The sequence below is a fragment of the Desulfosporosinus cupriresistens genome (assembly GCF_001707885.1).
In the GTDB taxonomy this organism is placed as follows: Bacteria; Bacillota; Desulfitobacteriia; order Desulfitobacteriales; family Desulfitobacteriaceae; genus Desulfosporosinus.
On sequence record NZ_MASS01000014.1, the window covers coordinates 45,190 to 70,061 of the forward strand.

Genomic DNA, 24,872 nt, shown 5'->3' on the forward strand with positions numbered 1-24,872 from the left:
TTTCACAAACTAAATTCTAACACTTGGACTTGGGGAATAGAGCGGGGATCACCGTCCACAAAGTCTCAAAGTTAAATTAATTACATAATTAGGAGGGTACGAAATAATGGCAAAAATGAAGACTATGGATGGTAATGAAGCGGCTGCCCACGCGTCGTACGCGTTTACGGAAGTTGCCGCAATTTTCCCGATAACCCCCTCTTCGACGATGGCTGAATTAGTCGATGAATGGGCTGCTCATGGAAGAAAAAATGTATTTGGACAAACTGTTAAAGTGGTAGAGATGCAATCTGAAGCTGGTGCTGCTGGTGCAGTACATGGTTCACTCCAGGCTGGAGCGTTAACTACTACTTATACAGCGTCACAAGGCTTACTTCTAATGATCCCTAATATGTATAAAATTGCTGGTGAACTTCTGCCGTGCGTATTCCATGTGAGCGCTCGTGCCTTGGCAACCCACGCACTTTCGATTTTCGGCGATCACCAGGATGTTATGTCAGTGCGGGCGACTGGTTTTGCTGAGCTTTCATCAAATAGTGTTCAAGAGGCATTAGATCTAGGCTTTATTGCCCACTTAGCCACGATCAAGTCTCGCGTGCCTTTCCTTCATTTCTTTGACGGATTCCGCACTTCTCATGAAATTCAAAAAATAGAAGTGCCAGAATATGAAGAAGTTGCTCAATTAGTCGACATGGAGGCAGTTCAAGCCTTCCGTGATCGTTCTTTAAATCCTGAGCGTCCAGTTCTCCGCGGAACAGCTCAAAACCCTGACATCTATTTCCAAGGCCGTGAAGCATCCAATCCTTTCTATGATGCGATTCCTGACATGGTCGAGCATTATATGCAAGAATATAAGAAACTCACTGGTCGAGAATATCACCCCTTCCAATATTATGGCGCTGAAGATGCAGAGTATGTTATCGTGGCGATGGGTTCAATTTGCGACACGATTGAGGAAACCATTGATTACCTGGTAGCCAAAGGAGAGAAGGTTGGGGTCGTTAAAGTTCACCTGTACCGTCCGTTCTCTAGTGATTACTTCTTCAAAGTGTTGCCCAAAACCGTTAAGAAAATTGCGGTTCTTGATCGTACCAAAGAATCAGGTTCCTCGGGTGAACCACTCTATTTAGATATTAATGAAATTTTCTATGCGAGCGATATAAAACCGGTAATTGTCGGTGGTCGTTATGGCTTAGGATCTAAAGATACAACTCCTTCTCAAGTGCTGGCTGTCTACAAAAACCTCATGTCTGAAAGCCCGAAAAATAGCTTTACTATCGGGATCGTGGATGATGTAACCCATACCTCCTTAGTTGAAGACGTAACGATTGATACCGCTCCCGAAGGAACAATTTCCTGTAAGTTCTGGGGACTCGGTTCAGACGGTACTGTCGGTGCCAACAAGCAAGCGATTAAGATAATTGGTGATCATACAAAGCTTTATGTACAAGCTTATTTCCAATACGACAGTAAGAAATCTGGCGGAATTACGATTTCCCACCTTCGTTTTGGCAAGAAAGAAATTAAATCACCTTATTATGTGACAGGTACAAATTATATTGCCTGCTCAAACCAATCCTATGTTTACAAATATGACCTATTAAAAGGTCTTAAAAAGAATGGCATTTTTGTTTTGAATTGTCAGTGGACAATGGAAGAATTGGAAGAAAAACTTCCAGCTGCCATGAAACAATTTATTGCTAGAAATAATGTCAACTTCTATATTATCGATGCTGTATCAATTGCTGGCAAAATTGGACTCCGTACTCGCACTAACATGATTATGCAAGCTGCTTTCTTTAAACTTTCCAATGTTATTCCTGTTGAAGAGGCCATCGACTATCTAAAAGCTTCTGTTGTGAAGTCCTATGGTAAGAAGGGCCAAAACATTGTGGACATGAACATTGCGGCGGTTGATCAAGGAGTGTCTTCCTTTGTTAAAGTCGAAGTACCTGCTTCCTGGGCTAATGCAGACAATGCGCAAGCTCAAGCTGCTGCAACGGTTAACGAGCCTGCTTACGTAACTGATATTCTTCGTCCAGTGAATGCTATGGAGGGAGACAATCTCCCAGTTAGTACTTTCGTTGGCCGTGAAGATGGAACAGTACCGTTGGGAACTGCTGCTTACGAAAAACGGGGCATTGCTGTCATTGTTCCAGAGTGGCAGATGGATAAATGTATTCAGTGTAACCAATGTTCTTATGTTTGTCCACACGCAGCGATTCGCCCGTTCCTATTGAACGAGGAAGAAGTCAAAAACGCTCCGGAAACCTTCGCAGTTAAGAAAGCGACTGGCAAAGAGGCGACTGGTCTGCAATTCCGTGTTCAAGTAAGTCCCTTAGATTGCACAGGTTGTGGCAATTGCGCAGAGGTTTGTCCGGCTAAAGAAAAGGCTCTCGTCATGGAACCAGCAGCTGAACAAGTCGAACGTCAAGCTGGAAACTGGGAGTATGCAGTTACTCTTACAAATAAGAGCAACCTGTTTAACTTGACGACAGTTAAAGCTAGCCAATTTGTTCAGCCTTTACTGGAGTTCAATGGAGCCTGCCCAGGTTGTGGGGAGACTGCTTATATCAAACTTATTACCCAACTTTATGGCGACCGTATGATGATTGCTAATGCTACGGGTTGTACTTCTATCTGGTCTGGAAGCGCTCCTGCAGTTCCCTATACAACCAACGAAGAAGGCAAAGGCCCGACTTGGGCTAACTCCTTATTTGAAGACAATGCCGAGTTTGGTTATGGTATGTCCGTGGGCGTTAGTCAACAACGTGGAAAACTAGCTGATCTGATGAATCAAGCGCTAGAACTTGAAATTAGTTCTGAGCTCAAAGCTGCTTTCCAAGAATGGCTCGAAGGTTCCGATGATGCAGATGTCTCCAAGGCGGCAACCACAAAGATTCTGGCGGGTCTCAAAGGATACGCTGGCGATAACAAAGTCCTTGCTGAAATTGCAGCGAAGAAAGATCATCTCATCAAAAAATCTCAGTGGATTATCGGTGGAGATGGTTGGGCGTATGATATCGGATTCGGGGGATTAGACCACGTCTTAGCTTCCGGAGAAGATGTGAATGTGCTAGTTGTTGACACTGAAGTTTACTCTAATACTGGTGGACAATCCTCTAAATCTACGCCTTGTGCTGCAGTAGCTAAGTTTGCGGCAGCAGGCAAGAAGATTCGTAAAAAAGACCTAGGTGTTATTGCCATGAGTTATGGTTATGTTTATGTAGCCCAAATCGCTTTAGGTGCAGATATGGCTCATACTCTTAAAGTTATGAAAGAAGCAGAAGCCTATAAAGGACCTTCTTTGATCATTGCTTATGCTCCCTGTATTAACCATGGTCTCAAGGCAGGAATGACTAAGAGTGTCCAAGAGGCTAAGAAAGCGGTCGAATCCGGTTACTGGCATCTTTATCGTTTCAACCCAGACTTGATGGAACAAGGTAAGAATCCATTTAGCCTCGATTCCAAAGAACCTACGACTTCCTTCCGTGAGTTTATTATGGGCGAAGTACGTTACTCTTCCTTGCTAAATACCTTCCCGGAAAGTGCAGAGGAACTCTTTGTGGGGGCTGAAAAATACGCTAAGATGCGTTATGATTCCTACAAACGTCTTGCTGACCAAAAGTGGGACTAAAAATTTAATCAACTAGTTTTCATAGATATTGATTTGGAAGAGCAGCTAACCCTGCTCTTTCTTTTATTTTGCCAAGCATAAACTAGCAATTTAGGGGGACACTCGGGCATCCATTGGTTTCCATGAATCACATTAGGGGCATAAATATTTGGAGCACCTCATCCGCTATTGTTCTATGCACGACGAACAAATGGTTTATGAAAGAGCGCGCTATTTTTAAGCAAGCTGGATTTTACCCTAAAGAGGCTATCTTATTATATTTTAGAGAAACCAGCAGATTAGCAGTATAGAATAGGATTAAGTACCAGAAAATAAAAGGTAAATCCTGTTCTATTCTATAATCTATCGGATCGATGATCTATAGTTAGAAGTACAGAAAGTAATGTGGGGATGAGATGTATCATTATGGGAAACTTTTTTTGGTCTAATACAATCTGGTATATATTACTGAGTTGTTTAACAGTTGTGGAATTAATCGTTGTTTTTGTCAGGCAAGAAAAGCGAAAGTTTGTTTTAGCTTATTACTTAACTTTAACTGGAACAACCCTATTTTTTGAAACTATTCTTTTCATCGTATTTAGAGCTTATTATTACTACCCGATGATAATACAAACCTCATCATTTGATGATGCCCTTGCGGGTAATCTTTTTTCACAGTTTTCTCTTGGAGCGACAGCATTGTTACTTCGCCTTTTCTAAACTTGTACAAATATATGTGCAGGTTATTATCATTTTGTCATTAAATTTTATTATGATTGCCTTTTGTAATATTTTGGAGAGTGTTTCACACACAGTAGTAGTGAAATGCTCTTATTTTATTGTCCTGTAACTGCTAATGGACTTAGGGGTTAGGTTTTTTCTAATGGTGAAGAGGGCCAAAGACTTGCGCATAATCAACTTGTTGTCGGACAAAATAAACTTGATAAGGAGGGGAAAAGGTGCCCAGTTGGTTAAAAATGATTAAAGAACTCACTATTCGCCCTAAGGTACAGCAGGTACGAAAATCTCCCGAGTATTCTTTTGACGAGGATATGAATAAGCCTTTATCAGGGCAAACAGTGAAGGAAATCTTATCGAAGAGTAGCGATGTTGTATTCCGGGAATTTTTCCTCCAAGGAAAAGAGCGTATTCCTTGTATGCTAACAGCAGTCGATGGGCTGGTGGATAAAAATCAACTTGATTTCTTTGTTTTAAAGACACTGATGGTGGATTTGGCAGGACATCCCGAAATGGCCCAACTGACAATAGCAAATGTCGTTGATAAAACACTCCAGAGTATTCTTCCAGGCCTTGAATTTAGAAAAGTTTCTAAAATGGGAGAAGCAATTAATGCGATTTTGTCCGGAGATGCGGTTATTTTCTTCGGAGAGTCTAAAGAAGCGCTCGTTTTTGGGGCCAGAGGGTGGGCTAATTCTGGCATTAATGAACCCGTCGCGGAATCGGTGATCAAAGGGCCGCATGAAGGATTTACAGAGACGCTCCGAATTAATACTTCTCTATTGCGGCGCAAGATTAAACACCCATCTTTACGTTTAATTTCTTTAAAAATAGGTGATTTAACGAATACTGATCTTGTGGTTGCCTATATGGATAAAATCGCAAGTCCGGATATTGTTTCAGAGGTTCTGAGGAGATTGAGCAGGATTAAAATGGATGGGGTTATAGGGAATGGATATATTGAAGAAATGATTGAAGATTCTCCCTATTCTCCCTTTCCACAGATTGCCTATACAGAGCGCCCAGATGTCTTAGCAGGAAAGCTTCTCGAAGGGAAAGTAGGTATTATTCTTGATGGAACCCCTATTGTATTAGTGCTACCAGCAATTCTAACTCAGTTTTTAAATGTGAATGAAGATTACTACCAACGAGCCATGACAGCAATTCTTTTTCGTTTTGTTCGTTATGTTGGCGCAATGGTTGCCGTCTTGGCCCCTAGCGTCTATATTGCAGTTACGACGTTTCATCAGGAAATTATACCGACAGATCTCTTGATGAGTATATCGGCAGGTCGTCAAGGAGTGCCTTTTCCGGCCCTATTAGAGGCCTTAATTATGACAGTTGTTTTAGAAATATTACAAGAAGCGGGGCTCCGTTTACCAAAACCGATTGGACAGACAATTGGTATTGTCGGAGCACTTATCATGGGAGATGCGGCAGTGAAGGCCAGTTTGGTGAGTCCTTTGATGGTTATCGTCATTGGTATTACAGCTGTAGCAAGCTATGCTATCCCCTACTACGATTTAAGTCTGGCCGTTCGGCTCACTCGCTTTCCATTAATGATTCTAGCAGGAATTCTTGGTTTTTTTGGAGTATCTGTCGGTCTTTATGCAGGCTTAATTCATCTCCTAAGTCTCCGTTCTTTTGGAGTGCCGTATACTAGCCCGTTTGCCCCGTTGCGAATCCGAGCTTTATTGCAAGATACGTTTGTACGGGCACCATGGTGGGCAATGAAACGTCGTCCTCAACTTCTAGATGTTGACGAGCCCAAATCAGGAGGGAAAGGTAAAGGGTAACATGGAAAGAATCTCTCCGCACCAATTCATGATTTTAGGGTCAGCCGTCCTCCTGGGTACAACGTTTCTTCCAATAGCGTCATTGGTTACCGGAGTCAGTGGCAGAGACGGCTGGATGACTGTTTTGCCGGGATTCGCCGTGGCAATACCTTACGCTTTAATGGTCTTTTCCCTTCTATTCCAATATCCAAGCAAAAATTTGTTGCAGATTTCAGAAATACTTTTTGGCAAATGGATCGGTAAAATTATTGGCATTATATATATTTTAATTACGGGTTATTTTGGTGGTTTGTTACTGGCTCAAGCGGGGGATATTTATGAGCGTTCCGTAATGCCCTTAACTCCCATCGGGTTGTTTTACTTAGGCGGAGTATTACTTGTATTTTATTTGGTTAATTCTGGAATCGAAGTATTTGCGCGCTTTTCTGAGGTAATCTTTCCAGGAATCGTGATTGCGCTAATTTTGAATCTTAGTCTTTCTATACCGCGGGTTGAACAGGGGGAACTTCTGCCTATTTTAAGCGAGGGATTAGGACCGCTTTTTGAAGGGGGGGTCAAAGTTTCCCCATTTGCAATGGAATATATTCTTTTTTTAGGAGGACTCCTTACCTTTCTGCCTACCGGTAGGAAAGAGCTTGGACAATTAAAGACAGGCGTCTGGCGAGCTGTTTTCTTGGTAGGAATTTTAAACATGTTAGTTGTCCTAATGCAAATTCTCATCTTTGGACCCACGGAAACAATTCGAATGACTTATGGTTTACTTGTATTAGGGAAGATGGTGGAAATTAGTCGGACAGTTGCTGGCGTTGAGTCCTTATTTTTAGGTGTTTGGTTTGGCTCACTAGTCATCAAGGTCAGCGCCTTTTTCTTCACAGTGACTTGGGGCTTAGAAACTGTTTTTAACTTGAAAGGATTGAAATGGAATGTCGCAATTTCTGTGGTATTCATGGGGATTGCTTTCGGGTTTGTAAGGGGAGCTTCTTTATTAGTTGAAATTGGGTTCATTGATAATTACCTCATTTTGCCGTTTACATCTGTTTGGATACTTACCCTTTGGGGAGTCTCGCGTTGGAAGAAGGGAGCAGGTGTTCAATGAAAAGTAAAAGAAACGCAAAACGTAATCTAGGGCTAATATTGAGCCTGATTATCTGTCTGTTGTCTTTATCGGGATGCTGGGGAAAGACGGAAGTCGAGGAATTGGCTCCCCTCATTGGGGTAGGCTTGGATCTGGGGAAAAAACCAGGGACTTATCTGATTACTCAACAATTAGCAAGGCCGAAACAAGGTGGGACAACTGCGGCAGAAGTTGAAGACCGGACATTTAGTATTGAGGCCTCGAGCGCCAGAGAAGCGTATGAGGAGGTTTATAAAATCTCAAATCGCATTCCGTTTATGGGTTCCTTGAAGGTGATTGTTATTGGTGAGGATGCCGCAAAAGCTGGGTTCAATGATATCTTGGATTTTACTCAACGTTATTCTGAATTTCGTCGGACAATGTTCTTGGTTTTAGTCAAAGGAAAAGCGCAAAGTTTCTTGAATTTGAAATTGCGCAACGGACAACTGCCTGCCATGAGTATAAAAAATCACATGGAGCAAGGGGAAAACTTATCGACGTTTCCGACAGTTCGTTTAGGACATTATCTTACCGTTTTAGGGACAAAAATTACGGCCCCAATTATCCCGGTAGTTAGCAGTCTAAAGTCAGGAGAAGGAGGTATTGAATACAAAGATGGAAAGGAGGGTGAAGAGATACATATCCAAGGTGCGGGGGTTTTAAAAGGAGATCGTCTGGTCGATTTTCTTACGGATAAAGAAACTAAAGGGTATATGTGGCTTGAGAACAATGTTGTACATCGCTTAATTAACACGGTAGGTATGGGAGAAAGTGAGGTTAACTTTGGAGGGCAAGTCCTGAAATCAACAACAAAGTATAAAGTAAAAGATAATAATGGAACAAAAGTGTTTCAATATCAGATCAAAGCAAGCATTACGGTTGATGAAGTTATGGGTTTAAAGAAACAGCTTTCAGAAGCGGAATGGATAGATCTCATGAAAGTGGCAGAAAAGAGTTTTGCTAAAGAGATCGAGGAAGAATGTATGCTTTCTCTTAAGAAACAAAGAGAATTGGGACTTGACTTTTTAGGAATTGGCCGACACATCGAACAGAAAAATTCTGCGTATTGGAAGACAGTGAAAGAGCAGTGGCAGGAGAAGATTGTGGATTTCCCAATATCGCTAGATGTGCAAGTCACAATACATCATGCGGGAATGTCAAGCAGCAATGCGATGACTAATTAAAATGGAGAGAGGTAAGACTAGGAGTAGAAGTAAATAGGGGGAATATCAAGATGATTAAGACGATCAATACACAGTTGCCAAGCCCTACAGAGATTGATGGAAAAATTAATGCTCAGGAAATTGTTCTGAACGAGGGAAAAGTTCTGCCAGTGTGTTATCGCTGTGCACAGGTTCCTAAAAATGGGCTATATGATGGGTTTCGGGTAGAGGGGATGTTTTTCTGTTCAGATTGTCAGCACGAGCTGTTCACCGCTGAACAAGACTCTCCCGAATATCAAGAATTTTTATGTTTAGTTAAAGGGCTTCTTTTTTAATTTAAGTTTTCGACTTTGAGCCTATTTATAGTCTCATACATGTTATTTAGTAATTGATGGACAGGGGGATCTTTAAATATAAACTATGCCCCCAAACTCCTATAATGTATCACATTGGATAAACCCGGGATGTTAGATATATCGCGGGTTAACCAATGTGGATGAAAAATTTCCTAACTTATGATAAAATGGATGGAATACCATGTGTAGACTATATTATTAGCGTGGCAGATCAGGTGAATGGGGGTTCATTGGTGGGTGATCTTGGAGAGGGATTGAGTCGTTATCAAAAACAAGGATTTTGCTCTTTCCATACTCCTGGCCATAAAGGTCGACAGGAGTTTTTTAATGGCATAGATTTTTTAGGTTTTGACTTAACCGAGCTTCCGGGACTCGATATGCTTCATTCACCAAGTGGGATAATTGCTGAGGCACAAAGACAGGCGGCGGGTATCTTCGGGGCGGAGGAAACATTTTTCCTTATTAATGGGGGAACGGTCGGAAATCAAGCAATGTTTCTCGCTTTAGAGGACACAGCAGATAAACGTGTTGTCGTGGAGAGAAGTTCCCATCGTTCCGTTATGTCGGCATTGGTCTTAAGCGGATTGAAACCAGACTATGTTATGCCTACAATTCATCCGGATTTTAACCTTCCATTAGGGCTAAACTTAGAGAAGCAACAGATTCCTTGGCAAACGGTTTCTGCTTGTCATGTCACGTATCCCAGTTATTATGGAACAGCCTTTGAGTTAAACCAACTATTAGATGAAAGAATGCGTTTGGGGTTTAGTACACCGATTCTTGTTGATCAAGCACACGGGTCGCATTTTCTGGGGCCGCTATTTCCCCCAAGTGCTTTAACGCTTGGCGCAGATCTTGTCTTACATAGTTGTCATAAAACGTTAAGTGCTTTGACTCAGTCAGCTATGCTGCATGTTCAAGGGCATAGAGTCTCTCGTAGCCATTTAAGGCAAAGTCTTGAACTCCTGCAATCCTCAAGCCCGAGTTATTTACTTCTGGCCTCGTTGGAACGGGCCGGAGAATTTGCTCTGGATTTTGAACGTTGGAGGTGTCTTAAAGAAGAAGTTGAAGTGTTACATCGAAAAGTGGAGAACCGCCTCCGTATTCTCTCTGAAAAAGATGTTGGGTCTTATGGTATTGATAAGGTAGATTGGTCAAAAATTTTGATTAATACGTCAGGGTTGGGTGTTTCTGCCCCTCGCTGTGTGGAATATCTGAGAGAAGGTTACGGTATTGAACCAGAGTTATGGGATGAGGAAAACATTCTCTTCATGTTAGGAATCGGGAACATGCCGGAGGATATCCGATGGCTCACGAAGGGGTTAGAAAGTTTAGTAAGTTTTGCTCATTCGGTTCATTCTGCTGAATCAAGAGAGCGAATGGGAAACGATAAGTTTATAATTCCACCTTTGCCTCATTTGGTGCTTTCTCCACGGGACGCTTTTTTTGCACATAAACGTCAAATCCCTCTTCAGGAAAGTTTAGGTCATATTGTTGGAGAAACGATCTCACTTTATCCACCGGGGATTCCGGTCATTGTGATGGGTGAACAAATGACCCACGAAGTGCTGAGTACGCTACTCGCTGTGAGAGAGGGGCGATGGCAAGGTTGGGACGGTTTTGCAAGCCAAACAATTTGGGTTGTAGAGGAGGGGTAAAGGGTGAAGATGGTGATTGCGATTGTTCAGGACAAAGATGTCGGTGGACTTCTGCAATGTGTGACACGAGAGGGATTGCGGGCAACGCGTCTGGCAAGTTCGGGGGGGTTTCTGCGTTCGGGTAATACGACGTTGCTCTTTGGGGTTGAGGAGCAACGATTAGAAGGCCTCCTATCGATGATCCGCGAGACCTGTCACCAACGTGAGGAGATCTTGACGCAGGCCCAGCCTATCATGGGGCCAGTGGATACCCATATTCCTTTTCCGATAGAAGTCCCAGTCGGTGGAGCTACAGTATTTGTTTTGGATGTTGAACAGTTTTTTAAGGTGTGACGATATGAATCTACAGTTAGCACTTTTAGAAAAGGCGGCACGTGAAAACCGATTAGCACATCTCTTACTGTTTCATGGAGGAAGTGCTTTGCATCAGAGGAAGGTGGCTCTACGGTTAGCGCAGACTTTAAACTGTAGTCAGCCTTCAGCGGAGGGGCCGTGCAGGAGTTGTTCAGCTTGTCGTAAGATTCTCAGCGGAAACCATCCGGATGTTTTATGGTTAAAACCGCTTAAAACGACGATCGGGATTGAGCAGGTCCTTACTTGGCAAGAAAAGGTATACCGTAAGCATTATGAGGGAAACTATAAAGTTTCTATAATTGAGCATGCTGATTCAGTGACGCTGCCAGCTGCAAATGCACTGTTAAAGGTCATTGAAGAACCCCCGGAACGGACGATTATTATTTTAAGTGCCGAAAATGCGGAAGGAATTTTGCCCACAATACAGAGTCGTGCACAGCTTGTTTATTTTCCTAATCTTTCCGAAGAAAATTGGCTGACGGGATTAGGAGAAGTGGATCAACAAGAAGCTATTCAGGCTTTTCGTTTAAGTGGGAAAAATCAGAATCTAGCGACTGCTATTCTTGAGCAGGGTGTACCCATGGTGCAAGAATGGGTCGAGAAGTTTCGAACTGCGATAGAAGAAAGAGATTTCCTTCAACTCTTTTCTCTTTTCCCGATTGATAAGAATCAAGCCGTTCTTTATTTGCAAGTCATGGCAGTACAGACACAAGAGGGTATTCAAAAAGGTACTATTCGTCCTTTTGAGCTTTTGGCGATCGGAAAAGCTACAGATGTACTACGACAACAAGTAAATCCGAGACTTGTGATTGAAGTGTTAGCATTAGAATTATTTCAACAAGGAGGGGCTCTCTGTGATTGAGGTTGTAGGCGTTCGCTTTAAACACGCTGGGAAAATATATTATTTCTCTCCGGGAGACCTTACACTTGCTGCATCTGATAAGGTAATTGTTGAAACAGCAAGGGGTATTGAATTTGGGGAATTGGTCATTTCCCCTCGTCAAGTTGCTGACGAAGAAGTGGTTCTACCATTGAAACAGGTCATGCGTAAGGCAACAACGGCGGATGAACAGTTTGTAGAACAAAATAAAACTAAAGAAAAAGAAGCTTTTCAAATCTGTTTAAAGAAAATTTCAGAACATCAGTTGCCAATGAAATTGGTTGATGTCGAATACACGTTTGATGGAAATAAGATTATCTTTTCTTTTACGGCAGAGGGACGAGTTGACTTCAGAGAATTGGTGAAGGATTTAGCGGCAATATTTAGGACGCGGATAGAGCTCCGTCAAATTGGAGTACGTGACGAAGCCAAAATGCTCGGGGGAGTCGGTTCTTGCGGACGAATTCTTTGTTGTACTTCCTTCTTAGGAGACTTTGAGCCAGTTTCGATAAGAATGGCTAAAGATCAAAAACTCTCGCTTAATCCAACTAAGATTTCCGGAATTTGTGGTCGACTCATGTGTTGCCTTAAGTATGAAAATGGTTGTTACAAATCTGAAGATAAGGAGCATTGCGCACGTCATAACGCTCAAGATGGGGAAAAGATGCTTGAAGCTTCGGATGACCTGAACCCTCGTGCGGAAAGCGCCTTCTCGGCTAAACCCGACGGGAAAGTGCAACGCAATAGGAAAGGGGAAAAGCCCAAAGGAAAGAGTGAGAGAGTATGAGTCAGTTGACCCAGGCCCTTACAGAAGTGGAAGAAAAGTTGCGTTCTCTTCTCGAAGAGGTTAATCGTTTAAAGCCTTATGTTCAAGCGTTGGAGGAAGAAAACATAAAGTTAAAACGGGAATGGACCCTTCCCGAAAAAGAAACTGAACGTGTTATAGCCAATGCTGAACACATTCAAGGCGTCGCCCATGATAATCTTGAGCGCCTGTATCAAGAAGGCTTCCATGTCTGCCACCTGCATTTTGGGCAACCGCTAGAAGGGGATTGCCTGTTCTGTATGGGCTTTTTGAGGAAAGATTAATTAACCATGAGAATCTTCGAAGAACAAGGAGTCAAAAGTATGTTGGCTAAAGGTACGTTGTATGTATGTGCAACGCCGATTGGAAATTTGGGTGATATCACAGTGCGAGTATTGGATACGTTGCGGGAAGTTGACTTGATCGCGGCTGAGGATACACGGCATTCTCGAAAGCTTATGCAACACTACCAGATTACTACCCATATGACCAGTTATCACGAGCATAACGAAAAGAAGAAATCCCTTGAATTGGTGGAGAAACTGAAAAACGGTCTAACGATCGCGCTTATTTCTGATGCGGGGTTACCAGGGATTTCAGATCCGGGATGCGAAGTAATTCGTCTTTGCCTTGCAGAGAATATTCCGGTCGATGTTTTGCCGGGACCTAATGCAGCACTTACGGCTTTAGTGTTATCGGGAATGCCGACAGAGCATTTTGCTTTTCACGGATTTTTGCCTGCTACAACTGGAGCAAGGAGAAAAGACCTTGAGAAACTGGCTAATCTTCCTCAGACGCAGATTTTTTATGAGGCCCCTCATCGTTTAGTAGCGACTTTACAAGGAATTTCAGAGTGTTTTGGGGAACGGGATGTGGCGGTTGTACGCGAGTTGACAAAATTACATCAGCAGGTGCATAAAGGAACCGTCTTAGAGTTAAAAGAAGCCTTTGAGATCACAGCACCAAGAGGAGAGTGCTGTATCGTTATTGCACCGTATATTCCTTCTAAGCCAGTTGGAGGGCCTGAAGAATGGTGCCAAGAAGTCAAAGAAGGAATTAGCCGAGGGTTGAGTAAGAAAGATGCCATGAAAGAAGTTGCGAAGCACTATGGGGTAAAAAAGTCAGAGGTTTACCAAGCGTTCCTGGATGACTAACAGGGGGTGGAGATCAGAGGCCAGAGATATAAAAAAGAAGGCCTTAGAGGCCTTCAAAGTTAAATTGATCAATGGATCTGACAGTCCGTGCGGATTCTTTCTATGTAAGTAAGTAAGTAAGTAAGTAAGTAGTTTAAAGAATTAAACAGCTTTTGAATCAACATTTCCTGTCACGGTTTCTCCCATAGCAACGGCACATTCACGACAGACATTCTTGCCATGAAAAAGTTGAATATCACTTGCATTACCACAAAATACACAAGCGGGCTCATACTTTTTAAGAATGATCTTTTCCTGATCCACATAAATCTCCAGAGCGTCTTTTTCGTCAATACCTAAAGTACGGCGAAGCTCAATCGGCAAAACAATACGACCAAGTTCATCTACTTTTCTCACGATTCCAGTTGATTTCATCATCTGATTGACCCCTCTCCCTTTACAACAACATTCGACAGGAAACTACAGACTTATGATACCAATCGTTCCATTTAAAGTCAACCAATTTTTTTTCGGTTTTTTGTTTATTGTATACCCAATAAACAAGATAAAGGGTCCTTACATATAAATTTTTAATTGTGGGAATACTTGACAAATCTGAGTTCCTATACTACTAATCAAAGATATTAAGATGGGAGACTTAAAGGTGAAATATTATATAACTACTCCGATTTTCTATCCGAATTCAAGTCCGCACATTGGAACTGCTTATACAACGGTTGCAGCAGACGTGCTCGCCCGTTACCATAGATTACTAGGGGATGACGTTTACTTCTTAACTGGTACGGATGAAAACGCCCAGAAAATTGTACGAACAGCGGAAGCACATAATACAGACCCTAAAATTTATGTTGACGGCGTCGTTGAACGCTTTAAAGAATTATGGAGAGCCCTAAATATTTCTAATGATGACTTTATCCGGACAACAGAGGAACGTCATCAAGATGTTGTCCAAGAAATCTTTACCAAACTATTTGAACAAGGCGATATCTATAAATCAGAGTATTCGGGCTGGTATTGTACTCCTTGTGAAACTTTCTGGATGGAAAACAAATTAGTTGAAGGTAAATGCCCTAATTCGGATTGTGGTCGAGATGTGGAATTACTGAAAGAAGAAAGTTACTTCTTTCGTCTTTCAAAATATCAGGGTGCTTTGCTCAAATTTATTGAAGACCATCCAGAATTTATCCAACCGATTTCCCGTCGTAACGAGATGTTGCGATTTATTGAGGGTGGCTTAGAAGACCTTTGTGTTTCACGAACTACATTCCAGTGGGGGATCAAAGTGCCTTTTGACCCAAAACATGTTGTTTACGTATGGCTAGATGCTTTGATTAATTATATTTCAGCGCTGGGCTACCCTGATGGAGAAAACTATAAACGTTACTGGCCCGCTGATGTACACATAATGGGCAAGGATATTGTCCGTTTCCACGCTGTAATATGGCCGATTATTCTGCTGGCCTTAGATATTCCTCTACCTAAAGTTATTTATGGTCATGGTTGGTACTTGAGTAAGGAAGGCGGCAAAATATCGAAATCGCGGGGAAATGTGCAGGATTCCTTTGAGTTGATTCAAAGATATGGCTCAGATGCCATCCGTTATTTCCTGTTGCGTGAAATGCAAGTGGGATCAGATGGTACATATTCTGAAGATAACGTGGTCGAACGCCTAAACAGTGATCTGGCCAATGATTTAGGGAATTTTGTATCTCGGAGTCTGGCTATGGTGGTCAAGTACCGTAAAGGGATTGTTCCTCGTACTGGGCAAGAAGGCGCACTTGAGCGGGAATTAAAAGAATTAAGTCGGGAAATCAAGAATACCGTCGAGAAAAGCCTCGAAGTACTCGATCCCGCCCGAGCACTCGAAGAAATTTGGCGATTTGTGGCTCGTTGTAATAAATATGTCGATGAAACGGCTCCATGGTCGCTTGCCAAACATGAGGATCAGAAAGAACGCTTAGACACGGTTCTCTATACATTTGTGGAATGTATACGGGTTATGGCCGTTTTGACTGCTCCATTTATGCCGGGATTAGCACCTAGAATCTGCGCGCTTCTTGGCAAAGATGAGGGGCTCATTCGCTGGCAGGAAGCGGACCAATGGGGTATATTAGAGCATGGAATTCAAGTGCAAAAGGGAGAACCACTTTTCCCGAGAATTGATATTTCTCAATTTACAACGGCAGAGGAGACGAAAACATTGGATTTGAACCAAAATCAAAACCTAGACCTAAACCTTAGCCAAACTCAAGCACCAAAAGAAACCATCGAATCTGTTCCAGCGCTCGAATTTGAGCCTATCAAAGAAGAAATCAGCATAGACGATTTTGCCAAATTGGATTTGCGTGTTGCGAAGATCCTAAGTGCAGAGAAAGTCGAAAAGACAGATAAACTTATGAAGTTAGAAGTCGAGGTTGCTGGCGAAGTGCGAACGGTTGTTTCAGGTATTGCCAAACACTATCTTCCAGAAGACCTTGTAAACCGATATGTTGTATTGGTCGCTAACTTGAAACCTACCAAGTTGAGAGGCATCACGTCTCAAGGCATGATATTAGCGGCTTCTCAGGGGGAAGTGTTGGAAGTCCTTATGGTCACCAAAGATCTTCCCGGCGGAGCACGGGTTAAATGATCTGGGATACACATGCACACTTAGACGATCTGAGTTACGCAGAAGACTTTCCAGAAGTTATCAAACGAATACAGTCAGCTGGGATTACCCGGGTGACGAATGTGGGATTTGATCTCTCTTCCTCCGAACGATCCGTAAAGTTAGCTCGCGACTACGATTTCATTCATGCTGCAATTGGTATACACCCACACAATGCCGAAGAGGCAACAGATGAAACTTGGGCTAGGCTCTTATTCTTGGCAAAACAGCCGAAAGTGTTGGCCTGGGGTGAAATCGGGCTAGATTATTATCGCGATCTGTCTCCGCGTTCGATTCAGAAAGAGGTATTTATTCATCAGATCAAATTAGCAAATGAGGTCGGCTTACCAATTGTGATCCATAACCGTGATGCTCATCAGGATGTTTTGGAGATTGTAAAGGCTAATCCTCCTAAGTATGGCGGCGTATTCCACTGTTATTCTGGGTCATTGGAAATGGCAAATGTTCTTTTGAATTTAGGATTCTATCTTTCTTTTGCTGGACCAGTTACGTATAAAAACGCTCGTCATGCGGTTGAGGTGGCAGGCCATGTTCCGATAGATCGGATTCTCGTAGAGACAGATTCCCCATATTTGACTCCCGAACCACGACGTGGAAAGCGTAATGAACCGACTTATGTTCGAGAAGTTGTTAAGAAAATTGCGGAGATTAGAAATTTGACTTTTGAAGACGTTGCTTCTCAAACGATGCGTAACGCAGAAATTATTTTTGGGCTGGGGAAATAGGACCTTCGCAAGAAGGTTCTTTTTTTATTTTATTTCATAGGTTTTGTTAAGGGGGGATAAAATGTATTCGCTACCGATTACCACGTATTCTGATTATTGGCGTGCTACCAAAGTATGGAGCTCGTACTTAGGCGGTTTGGCTCTGTTCACAGCCGGTACGCGGTATTCAACGCTGGGTCCCCAAGATATAACGCAAACATTGCAATTGCCTATTCAACTGGCTACACAACCATCAAATACGGGTGAATTAGGTTCCAAATTAAGTTCTTTAGATTTCAGGCAGAGGGCATATAGCCAAGGCACACTCAGTCGAGGAATACCAATCCAAGTTAGTAGAGGAGCATCAAGCCAAAGTACAGCTAATCGAGAAGCAGCTAATCGAGAAGCAAATGATCGAGAAGCAGATGGTCAAGAAACAGCGAGCCAAGAAGTGGGAGATTGGGTAACCAGTAGAACCCAGGTGGAAGAAAAGGAAATTCCCTTTGACACTTTATACATAGAGTCCGATAAACTTCTTCCAGGCATGAGCCAAATACAGGAAGAAGGAGAAAAAGGTTTGGTGCGCCAGGTAGTAAAGACGTTTGAGGTCGGTGGACAACCCATTGACCAGCAAGTTCAATCCAGCTTCGAACTCAAAAGTCCTAAGAAAAAAGTGATTATTAAAAATTCTAAACCTGTAGTAGGAGAAGATTTCGAATTAGATAAAATGAGAATTAGTCAAACATTGAAAGTTGAGTCTACAGCTTATACGTATACAGGAAATAGAACGGCTACCGGTCTCGTTTCGAGAGAAGGTTTGATTGCAGTTGACCCAAGAGTCATTGCAATGGGAAGCAAGGTCTATGTCGAAGGGTATGGATATGCTATAGCCGCAGACACTGGTGGAGATATTCGTGGAAATCGAATTGATGTGTTCTTCTCTACCCTTCGACAGTGTATTGATTGGGGGCGAAGACCAGTTCGTATTTATGTATTAAAACCCATTTAATGGAAAAAACTTTGACAACAGACCACTTATCCATTAAAATGGGGTTGCTAGGTCATATTAGGTCTTTGGAGGGATTCAATGATTCATTTAACTCGAACTCGGGCATTATCCTTGGTTCGGACGTCTCGTATAGCCCAAATGACTGTTGCGGTATCTGCTATTTTTCTCATTGCCGTTGTGGCGTTTCTTTACAATGCCAAAACGATCTATGCTCACATTGACGGAAAAACCGTACGTATTACTACAATTTTTGGGAACGTTGGTCAGGCTATAGCTCATTCTAGGTTAGAGTCTTATCCAGAAGATATTGTAAACCCCTCCCGAGAAACTAAAGTTACAAGTGGATTAATCGTAGAAGTGACAAAAAGCAAACCAGTTCATCTTTCAGTGGATGAACAAACTTTCACGACTAGAACACCGGCTAAAACTGTGGGGGAAGCACTTGTCGATTTATCGGAACGGTATGGACTTCAGATTAAGGACGTCGATGAGGTTAATGTTTCACGTTCGGAAGCTGTCACGGACCAAATGGAAATTAAGGTACGCCGGGCTATTCCCATTCTTGTTCATGTGGATGGCAAGACTATAGATACGTATATCGCCCCACGAACCGTTGCAGATGCGCTTAAGAAACTAGGCATTGTCTTAGGAATGAAAGACAAGGTCTCGCTGGCCCTTGATCATCTACTAGAGCCTAACGAACAGGTGAGCGTGGTTCGAGTTGCGGAGCGAGTAGAAACCGTAAAAAGTGAGATTCCGTATCAGATCGTTTTACAGGCTGCGGATTTTCCGGTCGGATTACCAGACGAAGTCGTGAGTCGTGGTTCAAATGGAATTCAAGAACAGACGGTGAGACTAAGGTTAGAAGATGGAAAAGAAGTCGAGCGTGAGATACTTGATCAGCGAGTTGTTACAGCGCCGACCAATCAAGTAGTTTCGCGGGGTACCCAAACTTCAGTTTCACGGGGTGGGGAGACTATACGCTTTAAGCGAGCTTATGTCATGAGAGCAACAGCCTATTGTATACCCGGAGGGAGAACAAAAACTGGGGCAGCTGTCCGTTGGGGGATAGTTGCAGTAGATCCAAGAGTAATTCCCCTTGGTAAGAGTGTCTATGTTGAGGGTTATGGAAAGGCTCGTGCTTTAGATACTGGAGGATTAATAAGAGGGAACCGCATCGACCTTTATATGAATTCTCGAGAGGCAGCATCTTCATATGGTGTTCGCAAGGTCATGGTATATGTCCAGTAAAATATCTTAATTATTTTGTAAATAAGCCTTCGTTTATAGCGGGGGCTTATTTACATTAACTTGGCATCAGCCAAGTTTCTTTATACTATTGAGGAAGTATAACTTCATTTATCGTCACATACTCTTTAACAGTAACCGTGAAACGGGGGAGTATCGGATGCATAAATCAGTAGGTATACTCGAGAAAAAAACTGCGATAATACTTGTCTTGTGCGTCATGAGCATGCTGGTGTTCTCTGTGCTTTGGCAGGGTTCTACCGCTGTAATTAGCCATTCAGAGGAAGGTCGTGTTGTGATGTTAGATCCAGGTCATGGAGGATATGATCCGGGTGCAACTACATCTCAGGGTGTTTATGAGAAATCGATTAATCTCCAGATTGCCCAAAAGATTAAAGCTTTGCTTGAACCAAGTGGAATAAAGGTTTTCCTTACTCGGGAAGGAGATATTGACTACGCCCCAGATAGAGTCAAAGGAAAAAACACAAAAAAGCAAATTGACTTAAATCATCGTATTGATATGGCGAATGAGGCAAATGCAGATGTGTTTGTAAGTTTACATGTCAATGCTACGGCAACTGGACAGAACTCTGGAGCGGAGACGTTTTATCATTATAGATCTGAATCTGGAAAAGGGTTAGCTAAATTGATTCAACAAGAATTGATTAAAATACCGGGAATGAATCGAAGAATTGCCAAACCGGGAGATTTTTATGTGATCAAAAACACAAGTATGCCTGCAGTCATTGTAGAAATGGGCTATTTATCGAGCAAAAAAGAACAAAAAAAGCTTCAACAATCTTGGTATCAAGAACAATTATCACGTGCCATTGCAAAAGGAATTGCTATTTATTTTGGCTACTAGTTAGAAATACAAGGTCAACGTCAACGTTAGAAGGCTTGACTTTACTTATATTTCTTAACTTCCATAATTGACTTAATATAGATAAAAATAACGCTTAACATTTTAATACATAACACCCTTTGAAGCGGGAAAAATAAAGTCAGTTATCAAATTTATATTAAGGAGTTGAAGAGCAGCATGAAACGATTTCTGACTTTTATGATGAGCAGCGCCCTAATTTTGGGCCTCGCCTTGGCAGGATGTACAAATGTACCACCAACTTCTCCACCACAAAACCAGCAGCAAACCACGCAAAATACACAACCGCCGCAAGCTGAGGCTGGTGCAACACGAGATTCCGTATTAGGATCAGAAAAACGGGTTGTTATGGGATTTTACACTGACCCTGAGGGGCCTACACCTGGTTCGAAAGAATCAATGCTCAAAAATGCTAAATTACTCGATGAGGTTGCGTTTTTCTGGTATTCCTTTGATGCATCAGGTAAAGTCATTCCGAGCGGTAAAGTCGATTTGAGTATTAAAAATAAGGCTCAAAAAAATGGGTCCAAAGCTTATGCCTTGGTGCATAACATGAACTTAAGCGGTTCGGTTGGTTTTGATGCCAATTTAGCTCATCGGGTTTTTTCTAATCCTGCTACAAGGGCTAAATTAGTGACGAACCTGGTTAACCTGACCACAAAGGATGGTTGGGACGGTATTTCAGTAGATGTTGAAAAGACACCTCCTGGCGATAGAAACAACTTTTCTTCCTTTGTTGCAGAGCTTAGCAAAGCATTAAAGGCTAAAGACAAAGTTTTGAACATTTCCATTCCGGCCAAGTTTGTCGATTATCCTTCGGATTTGTGGTCAGGTGCGTATGACTATGCTGCGATTGGAAAATCCGCTGATCAAATTATTCTCATGACATATGATGAGCATGGTCTGGGCACAACCCAAGGACCCATTGCCTCCCAAGGATGGGTAAATCGCGTTATTGAATTTGCAGTAGGAAAAATACCTAAAGATAAGATCGTAATGGGTCTGCCAGTATACTCATTTGACTGGGGATCGAACAAGCCTTTACTGCCAGATTATTTATCCTATAGTCAAACAGTTGATCGGGCCAAAAAACATGGGGTACAAATCCTTACGGATCCTAGTGCTAAAGTGCCACAATTTATATACACGTCGAATGGTATTCGACACGAAGTCTTTTTTGAGAATGTCGCCAGTTTGAGGATAAAAATGAATTATGCGCTCAACCACAAATTGCATGGTGTTGCAGTTTGGCGTTTAGGTATGGAAGATCCCGCGATCTGGGATTCGCTGATAAAAACGTATGGAACTAATAAAGAAACAAGGAAATAACGACCGTAAGGGCACGATGCTTCGTGCCCTTATTTTAGGTTTATATGAGTTCTCATCGCAGGGCACGAAGCATCGTGCCCTACTCTATTTATTTTCTTAACTCTAAAAAATTTGAGTCTTTGGACATTCTCAGTTAAGATATAAGAGTTGGAAATGGAGGAAATTAAGAATGATCAAGGAACTTATTGTTGTTGAAGGGAAAAATGACGCCCATGCGGTACGACAAGCCCTCGGGGAAGTTGATATAATTTGGACGGAGGGTTATGGACTGACAAAGAAAAAGTTAGATTATATTGCAGAAATGGCAAATCGTCAAGGAGTGATCGTTTTTACAGATCCGGATACGGTTGGAGAGCAGATCCGAAATCGTATCCGGACCTATGTTCCTCAAGCTAAGCACACTTACCTGACTAGAAAAGCAGCCACCAAACAAGGCGATATTGGGGTAGAAAATGCAACACTACATGAAATTCGACGCGCCTTTGCTCATATACAACAAGAGCAGGGGGCTCTTGTTGAAAACTTTACGATAGAGGATTTACTCTTGTATGGTCTTATGGGGTCATCACGGGCGAGTGAATATAGGTTAATACTTGGGCGTAAGCTGGGAATCGGGGACACTAATGCCAAACAATTTCTTCATCGGTTGAACCGTTTTGGGATATCTCGTGAGGCTTTTATTAAAGCGATTGAGGAGGTTCAGCATGGAGAGCGCAGCTGATTACACACGACGTCTAATCAAGAGCGGGGCTCGCGCTCAGAAATCTATGGGTCAGAATTTTTTGATGAGTGACGAAGTGATCAATTGTATTGTTGCTGCCAGTACGTTGCACCCGGAGGTTCCACTCGTTGAAATTGGGCCAGGTCTTGGTGTGTTAACCCGAATTCTTGCCACAAAAGTTCAAAAGATGTGGGCAGTAGAGCTAGATAGACATAAAATTGGAGTTTTGAACAAAGAACTCAAGGGCCTTCCTATAGAAATTATTAATCAAGATGCTTTAAAGCTGGATCTAAATGAATTATGGGGAGATCAAATGGGCTATTTGGTAGGGAATTTGCCTTACTATATTACAAGTCCGTTAATCATGCATTTTCTTGAGCAAACAGACCGTTTAAGTGGGATGACGATTATGGTGCAAAAAGAAGTAGCTGACCGAATTGCGGCCCTACCAGGAAGTAAGACCTACGGTGTTTTATCCATTGCAGTTCAGATTTCAGCCAAAGTTACTAAAATAATGGATGTTTTACCTAGTTCATTTTGGCCAGCTCCAAAAGTCACGTCTGCTGTAATTAGATTAGACCTTCGACCTTATTCGGGGTTTGATGTGGATAAGAGGGAGTTTTTTCAAGTGGTCAAAGCGGCTTTTAGTCAGCGGCGCAAGACGTTAGGTAATTCACTAGCGGGTGGATTAGGGCTAAGAAAAGAAGAGGTCATCGAACGAATGCAAGGTGCAGGAATATCTGATGGGCGGCGAGCAGAATCATTGAGTATTGATGAGTTTCAGGCATTAACAAAAGCTTTTTCGCAACATAACTCCTAACAATGATTGTCTAATCTTACTAGTCTAAACTTTAGCTTGAGTGAGTTAGAATATTACAAAGGTTTAGTTTAAGAAAGTCCCTTCCGATAGGGTCTTTCTTTTTTTCTTAAAAGAGAGCATAAAAGAGGCGAAATTCCCGAACTATAAGAAAGCCTAAGTGTATCTAAAGTAATTAGGGTCACGGCGATAAGGATTACGGAGGGTGAACCAGGGTTGGGTAAAATAAGCAACGAACGTTTCATGAGATGGTCGAGCGTTATCGCCACAATGGCGACTACAGTGATAGCGCTCACTGCATTGATTACCGTCTATTTGACAATAACAGCATGGAAAGTACAACAGAATACTTCACGACCTTATTTCGTTTTAAAAGAGTCTCCTATAGTTGACCTAAATAATGAACTCAGCTTGGAGTTGAAATTCAATAATGTGGGAATACATCCTGCTGTCAATCTTTCAAGCGAGACAATTGTCTTTGATGATCGTTTATCCGGAAACCCGATTCATCATGATGAATCAGCCATTGTTAATGAAATTTCTAAGGATGCTTCGTCGAGCTTAGTTATGATCATACCTAGTGATAAGATTAATCCTAAACAACCTAATGTTAATGCACAATATGTAGTTGTTGACTTACAGTATGATGATCCCATCTTAAGTAAATCCTTCAACCAAACAATTTACATGAAGTGGAATGGGGTTCTAGAGGGAAAATTGCAACCCACTGTGCACGTACGGGTGGAAGAAAAGGCAAAAATTCTAGAATACTTTAAGAAGCATGATATTGATCCTAAAATTAGGAGCTAGGCGCATAACTTAACCAAAATAGCTCAATAAAATATCATGATTGTATAATTGCAAGGTTATAAAGGGCTGAGACAATGTGTCCCAGCCCTTTGCTTTGGTTATTCTGTGTTACATTATTTTTTTCTGATAGTCTTATTTGGATCTACTAAGGTCAATAGAGTCGGAATGACCTAAGATTGGAGTAAAAGATCCAGGGATAATAACATGCTGTTCATAAAACATGTCATGAGACCTTAGAGACTGATCCCAATTCTGAAGGAGATCAAATCGTCGTTCTAGGTGATAACCCAGTAATTCATGTTTGCCGAGTGTGCGAGTTAGAGGTTTATTTTGAACAAGAGCTAATCCCATGAGGCAATCCCCAATGATCGTTTCAGCAATTAGGCGAGCATGCTGCCGATGTTTTCTTGGAGAATGCAGTGTTTCGTGGGGTATGGATGTAGCTACTTTAATGTTCAGGCCACTTTCCTTGGCCCAATACAAGGTGAGTGGGGGGATTGCAATGGCTTCGAGAGGAAGGAGTCGTAACGCGTGCAGGGAAAGTGCGTGTGGACCATGCGTTGGAGTAGCTAGGCCTAGTGTTTTAAAGAGATCAAGTTCTCGGTTGAGCTTTGCCCGGAATTTAAGGACAAGGTTAGCTAGTTTTTGGCGATGTGTAATATATGGATAGCAATTGGTTAAAGCGACATCAATGCCAGAATGGACGGTAGCTAGAAGAGACATGAGATTTGGATAAATATCCCCAGACATATCGCCGTCGAGAAACAATGCCCCGTTGGCTCCCAAATTTCGAGCGTAAAGAGCGCCAACAGCTCGTGGTATATCAATTCCTAAGGGGTCTGAAAAATAAAGAATATGAATACGATTATCGGGTATCGAACGAGCAAGTTCTAATGTTCGGTCTGTGCAGCCGTTAAGAACTAAAATGATGTAGCTGACTGGGAGACGTAAAACTGTGGTTAAGACTGCCAAGATGCTCTTTTCTTCATTTTTGGCGGGTATGACTGCTGCGAACATCTTAGGCCCTCCTTTTATTTACAATTACTATA

At 42.2% G+C, this 24,872-nt stretch carries 22 protein-coding genes and 1 pseudogene; 21 read left to right on the forward strand and 2 right to left on the reverse strand.

The window, feature by feature from the left end; translation table 11 throughout:
• The first annotated feature begins 106 nt into the window (after positions 1-106).
• The 12 genes from nifJ to rsmI all read left to right on the forward strand — a co-directional run bounded on the left by nifJ (position 107) and on the right by rsmI (position 13,634).
• Entirely contained in the window at positions 107-3,637 is a 3,531-nt protein-coding gene (nifJ, locus tag DSBG_RS07830) for a pyruvate:ferredoxin (flavodoxin) oxidoreductase (protein WP_068963601.1), read from the forward strand.
• A gap of 405 nt (positions 3,638-4,042) precedes the next feature.
• Positions 4,043-4,336, forward strand: a complete 294-nt coding sequence (locus tag DSBG_RS07835; protein WP_176716221.1) for a hypothetical protein — start codon at positions 4,043-4,045, stop codon at positions 4,334-4,336.
• A 239-nt stretch (positions 4,337-4,575) separates the two neighbouring features.
• Positions 4,576-6,150 carry a spore germination protein gene (locus DSBG_RS07840; protein ID WP_141694260.1) on the forward strand — a complete coding sequence of 525 codons (1,575 nt, stop codon included), beginning with the start codon at positions 4,576-4,578 and terminating at the stop codon, positions 6,148-6,150.
• 1 nt (position 6,151) lies between these two features.
• Positions 6,152-7,246, forward strand: a complete 1,095-nt coding sequence (locus DSBG_RS07845) for a GerAB/ArcD/ProY family transporter (protein ID WP_068963602.1) — start codon at positions 6,152-6,154, stop codon at positions 7,244-7,246.
• Positions 7,243-8,448, forward strand: coding sequence for a Ger(x)C family spore germination protein (locus DSBG_RS07850; RefSeq protein WP_068963603.1), 1,206 nt, complete (start codon positions 7,243-7,245; stop codon positions 8,446-8,448). The genes DSBG_RS07845 and DSBG_RS07850 overlap by 4 nt, the downstream gene beginning before the upstream one ends.
• A 50-nt stretch (positions 8,449-8,498) precedes the next feature.
• Positions 8,499-8,762, forward strand: coding sequence for a sigma factor G inhibitor Gin (locus DSBG_RS07855; protein ID WP_068963604.1), 264 nt, complete (start codon positions 8,499-8,501; stop codon positions 8,760-8,762).
• 254 nt (positions 8,763-9,016) lie between these two features.
• Positions 9,017-10,441 (forward strand): aminotransferase class I/II-fold pyridoxal phosphate-dependent enzyme, encoded by a 1,425-nt coding sequence (locus tag DSBG_RS07860; RefSeq protein WP_176716222.1) that lies wholly within the window; start codon positions 9,017-9,019, stop codon positions 10,439-10,441.
• Between the two features lie 9 nt (positions 10,442-10,450).
• A complete protein-coding gene (locus DSBG_RS07865) occupies positions 10,451-10,774 on the forward strand; it encodes a cyclic-di-AMP receptor (protein ID WP_282434204.1) in 324 nt (107 codons plus the stop codon).
• Between the two features lie 4 nt (positions 10,775-10,778).
• Positions 10,779-11,657, forward strand: coding sequence for a DNA polymerase III subunit (locus DSBG_RS07870; RefSeq protein WP_068963606.1), 879 nt, complete (start codon positions 10,779-10,781; stop codon positions 11,655-11,657).
• Complete coding sequence (locus DSBG_RS07875; protein WP_068963607.1) at positions 11,650-12,462, forward strand: PSP1 domain-containing protein; 813 nt, start codon at positions 11,650-11,652, stop codon at positions 12,460-12,462. The genes DSBG_RS07870 and DSBG_RS07875 overlap by 8 nt, the downstream gene beginning before the upstream one ends.
• Complete coding sequence (locus tag DSBG_RS07880) at positions 12,459-12,764, forward strand: initiation-control protein YabA (RefSeq protein ID WP_009624702.1); 306 nt, start codon at positions 12,459-12,461, stop codon at positions 12,762-12,764. Before DSBG_RS07875 ends, DSBG_RS07880 begins: the two co-directional genes overlap by 4 nt.
• Positions 12,765-12,803: 39 nt before the next feature.
• Positions 12,804-13,634, forward strand: a complete 831-nt coding sequence (gene rsmI, locus DSBG_RS07885) for a 16S rRNA (cytidine(1402)-2'-O)-methyltransferase (RefSeq protein ID WP_068963608.1) — start codon at positions 12,804-12,806, stop codon at positions 13,632-13,634.
• Between the two features lie 141 nt (positions 13,635-13,775).
• Here the strand turns inward: rsmI and DSBG_RS07890 are convergent, their stop codons facing one another.
• Positions 13,776-14,048, reverse strand: a complete 273-nt coding sequence (locus DSBG_RS07890; RefSeq protein WP_009624704.1) for an AbrB/MazE/SpoVT family DNA-binding domain-containing protein — start codon at positions 14,046-14,048, stop codon at positions 13,776-13,778.
• Positions 14,049-14,277: 229 nt separating this feature from the next.
• Between DSBG_RS07890 and metG the strand changes: the two genes are divergently transcribed.
• The 9 genes and pseudogenes from metG (at position 14,278) to DSBG_RS07935 (ending at position 23,823) form a co-directional block, all read left to right on the forward strand.
• Complete coding sequence (gene metG / locus DSBG_RS07895) at positions 14,278-16,263, forward strand: methionine--tRNA ligase (protein WP_068963609.1); 1,986 nt, start codon at positions 14,278-14,280, stop codon at positions 16,261-16,263.
• Positions 16,260-17,027 carry a TatD family hydrolase gene (locus DSBG_RS07900; protein ID WP_068963610.1) on the forward strand — a complete coding sequence of 256 codons (768 nt, stop codon included), beginning with the start codon at positions 16,260-16,262 and terminating at the stop codon, positions 17,025-17,027. The genes metG and DSBG_RS07900 overlap by 4 nt, the downstream gene beginning before the upstream one ends.
• 61 nt (positions 17,028-17,088) lie before the next feature.
• Positions 17,089-18,015 (forward strand): G5 and 3D domain-containing protein, encoded by a 927-nt coding sequence (locus DSBG_RS24005; protein ID WP_068963611.1) that lies wholly within the window; start codon positions 17,089-17,091, stop codon positions 18,013-18,015.
• Positions 18,016-18,093: 78 nt separating this feature from the next.
• On the forward strand, positions 18,094-19,266 hold the full coding sequence (locus tag DSBG_RS07910) for a ubiquitin-like domain-containing protein (RefSeq protein WP_068963612.1): 1,173 nt from the start codon (positions 18,094-18,096) through the stop codon (positions 19,264-19,266).
• 157 nt (positions 19,267-19,423) lie between these two features.
• Positions 19,424-20,128, forward strand: coding sequence for an N-acetylmuramoyl-L-alanine amidase family protein (locus DSBG_RS07915; RefSeq protein WP_068963613.1), 705 nt, complete (start codon positions 19,424-19,426; stop codon positions 20,126-20,128).
• A 177-nt stretch (positions 20,129-20,305) separates the two neighbouring features.
• The gene (locus DSBG_RS07920) at positions 20,306-21,475 is read left to right on the forward strand and encodes a glycosyl hydrolase family 18 protein (RefSeq protein WP_068963614.1); all 1,170 of its coding nucleotides are present in this window, start codon (positions 20,306-20,308) and stop codon (positions 21,473-21,475) included.
• A 157-nt stretch (positions 21,476-21,632) separates the two neighbouring features.
• A pseudogene (gene rnmV / locus DSBG_RS07925) lies at positions 21,633-22,196 on the forward strand (ribonuclease M5); the annotation flags it as partial.
• Positions 22,180-23,016: a 16S rRNA (adenine(1518)-N(6)/adenine(1519)-N(6))-dimethyltransferase RsmA gene (rsmA, locus tag DSBG_RS07930; protein ID WP_068963616.1), complete on the forward strand. Its 837-nt coding sequence runs from the start codon at positions 22,180-22,182 to the stop codon at positions 23,014-23,016. The pseudogene rnmV and the gene rsmA, both read left to right, overlap by 17 nt.
• Before the next feature lie 213 nt (positions 23,017-23,229).
• Positions 23,230-23,823 carry a DUF8453 domain-containing protein gene (locus tag DSBG_RS07935; protein WP_083236776.1) on the forward strand — a complete coding sequence of 198 codons (594 nt, stop codon included), beginning with the start codon at positions 23,230-23,232 and terminating at the stop codon, positions 23,821-23,823.
• Between the two features lie 132 nt (positions 23,824-23,955).
• Here the strand turns inward: DSBG_RS07935 and DSBG_RS07940 are convergent, their stop codons facing one another.
• Positions 23,956-24,840: a glycosyltransferase family 2 protein gene (locus tag DSBG_RS07940; RefSeq protein WP_068963617.1), complete on the reverse strand. Its 885-nt coding sequence runs from the start codon at positions 24,838-24,840 to the stop codon at positions 23,956-23,958.
• Positions 24,841-24,872 lie beyond the last annotated feature (32 nt).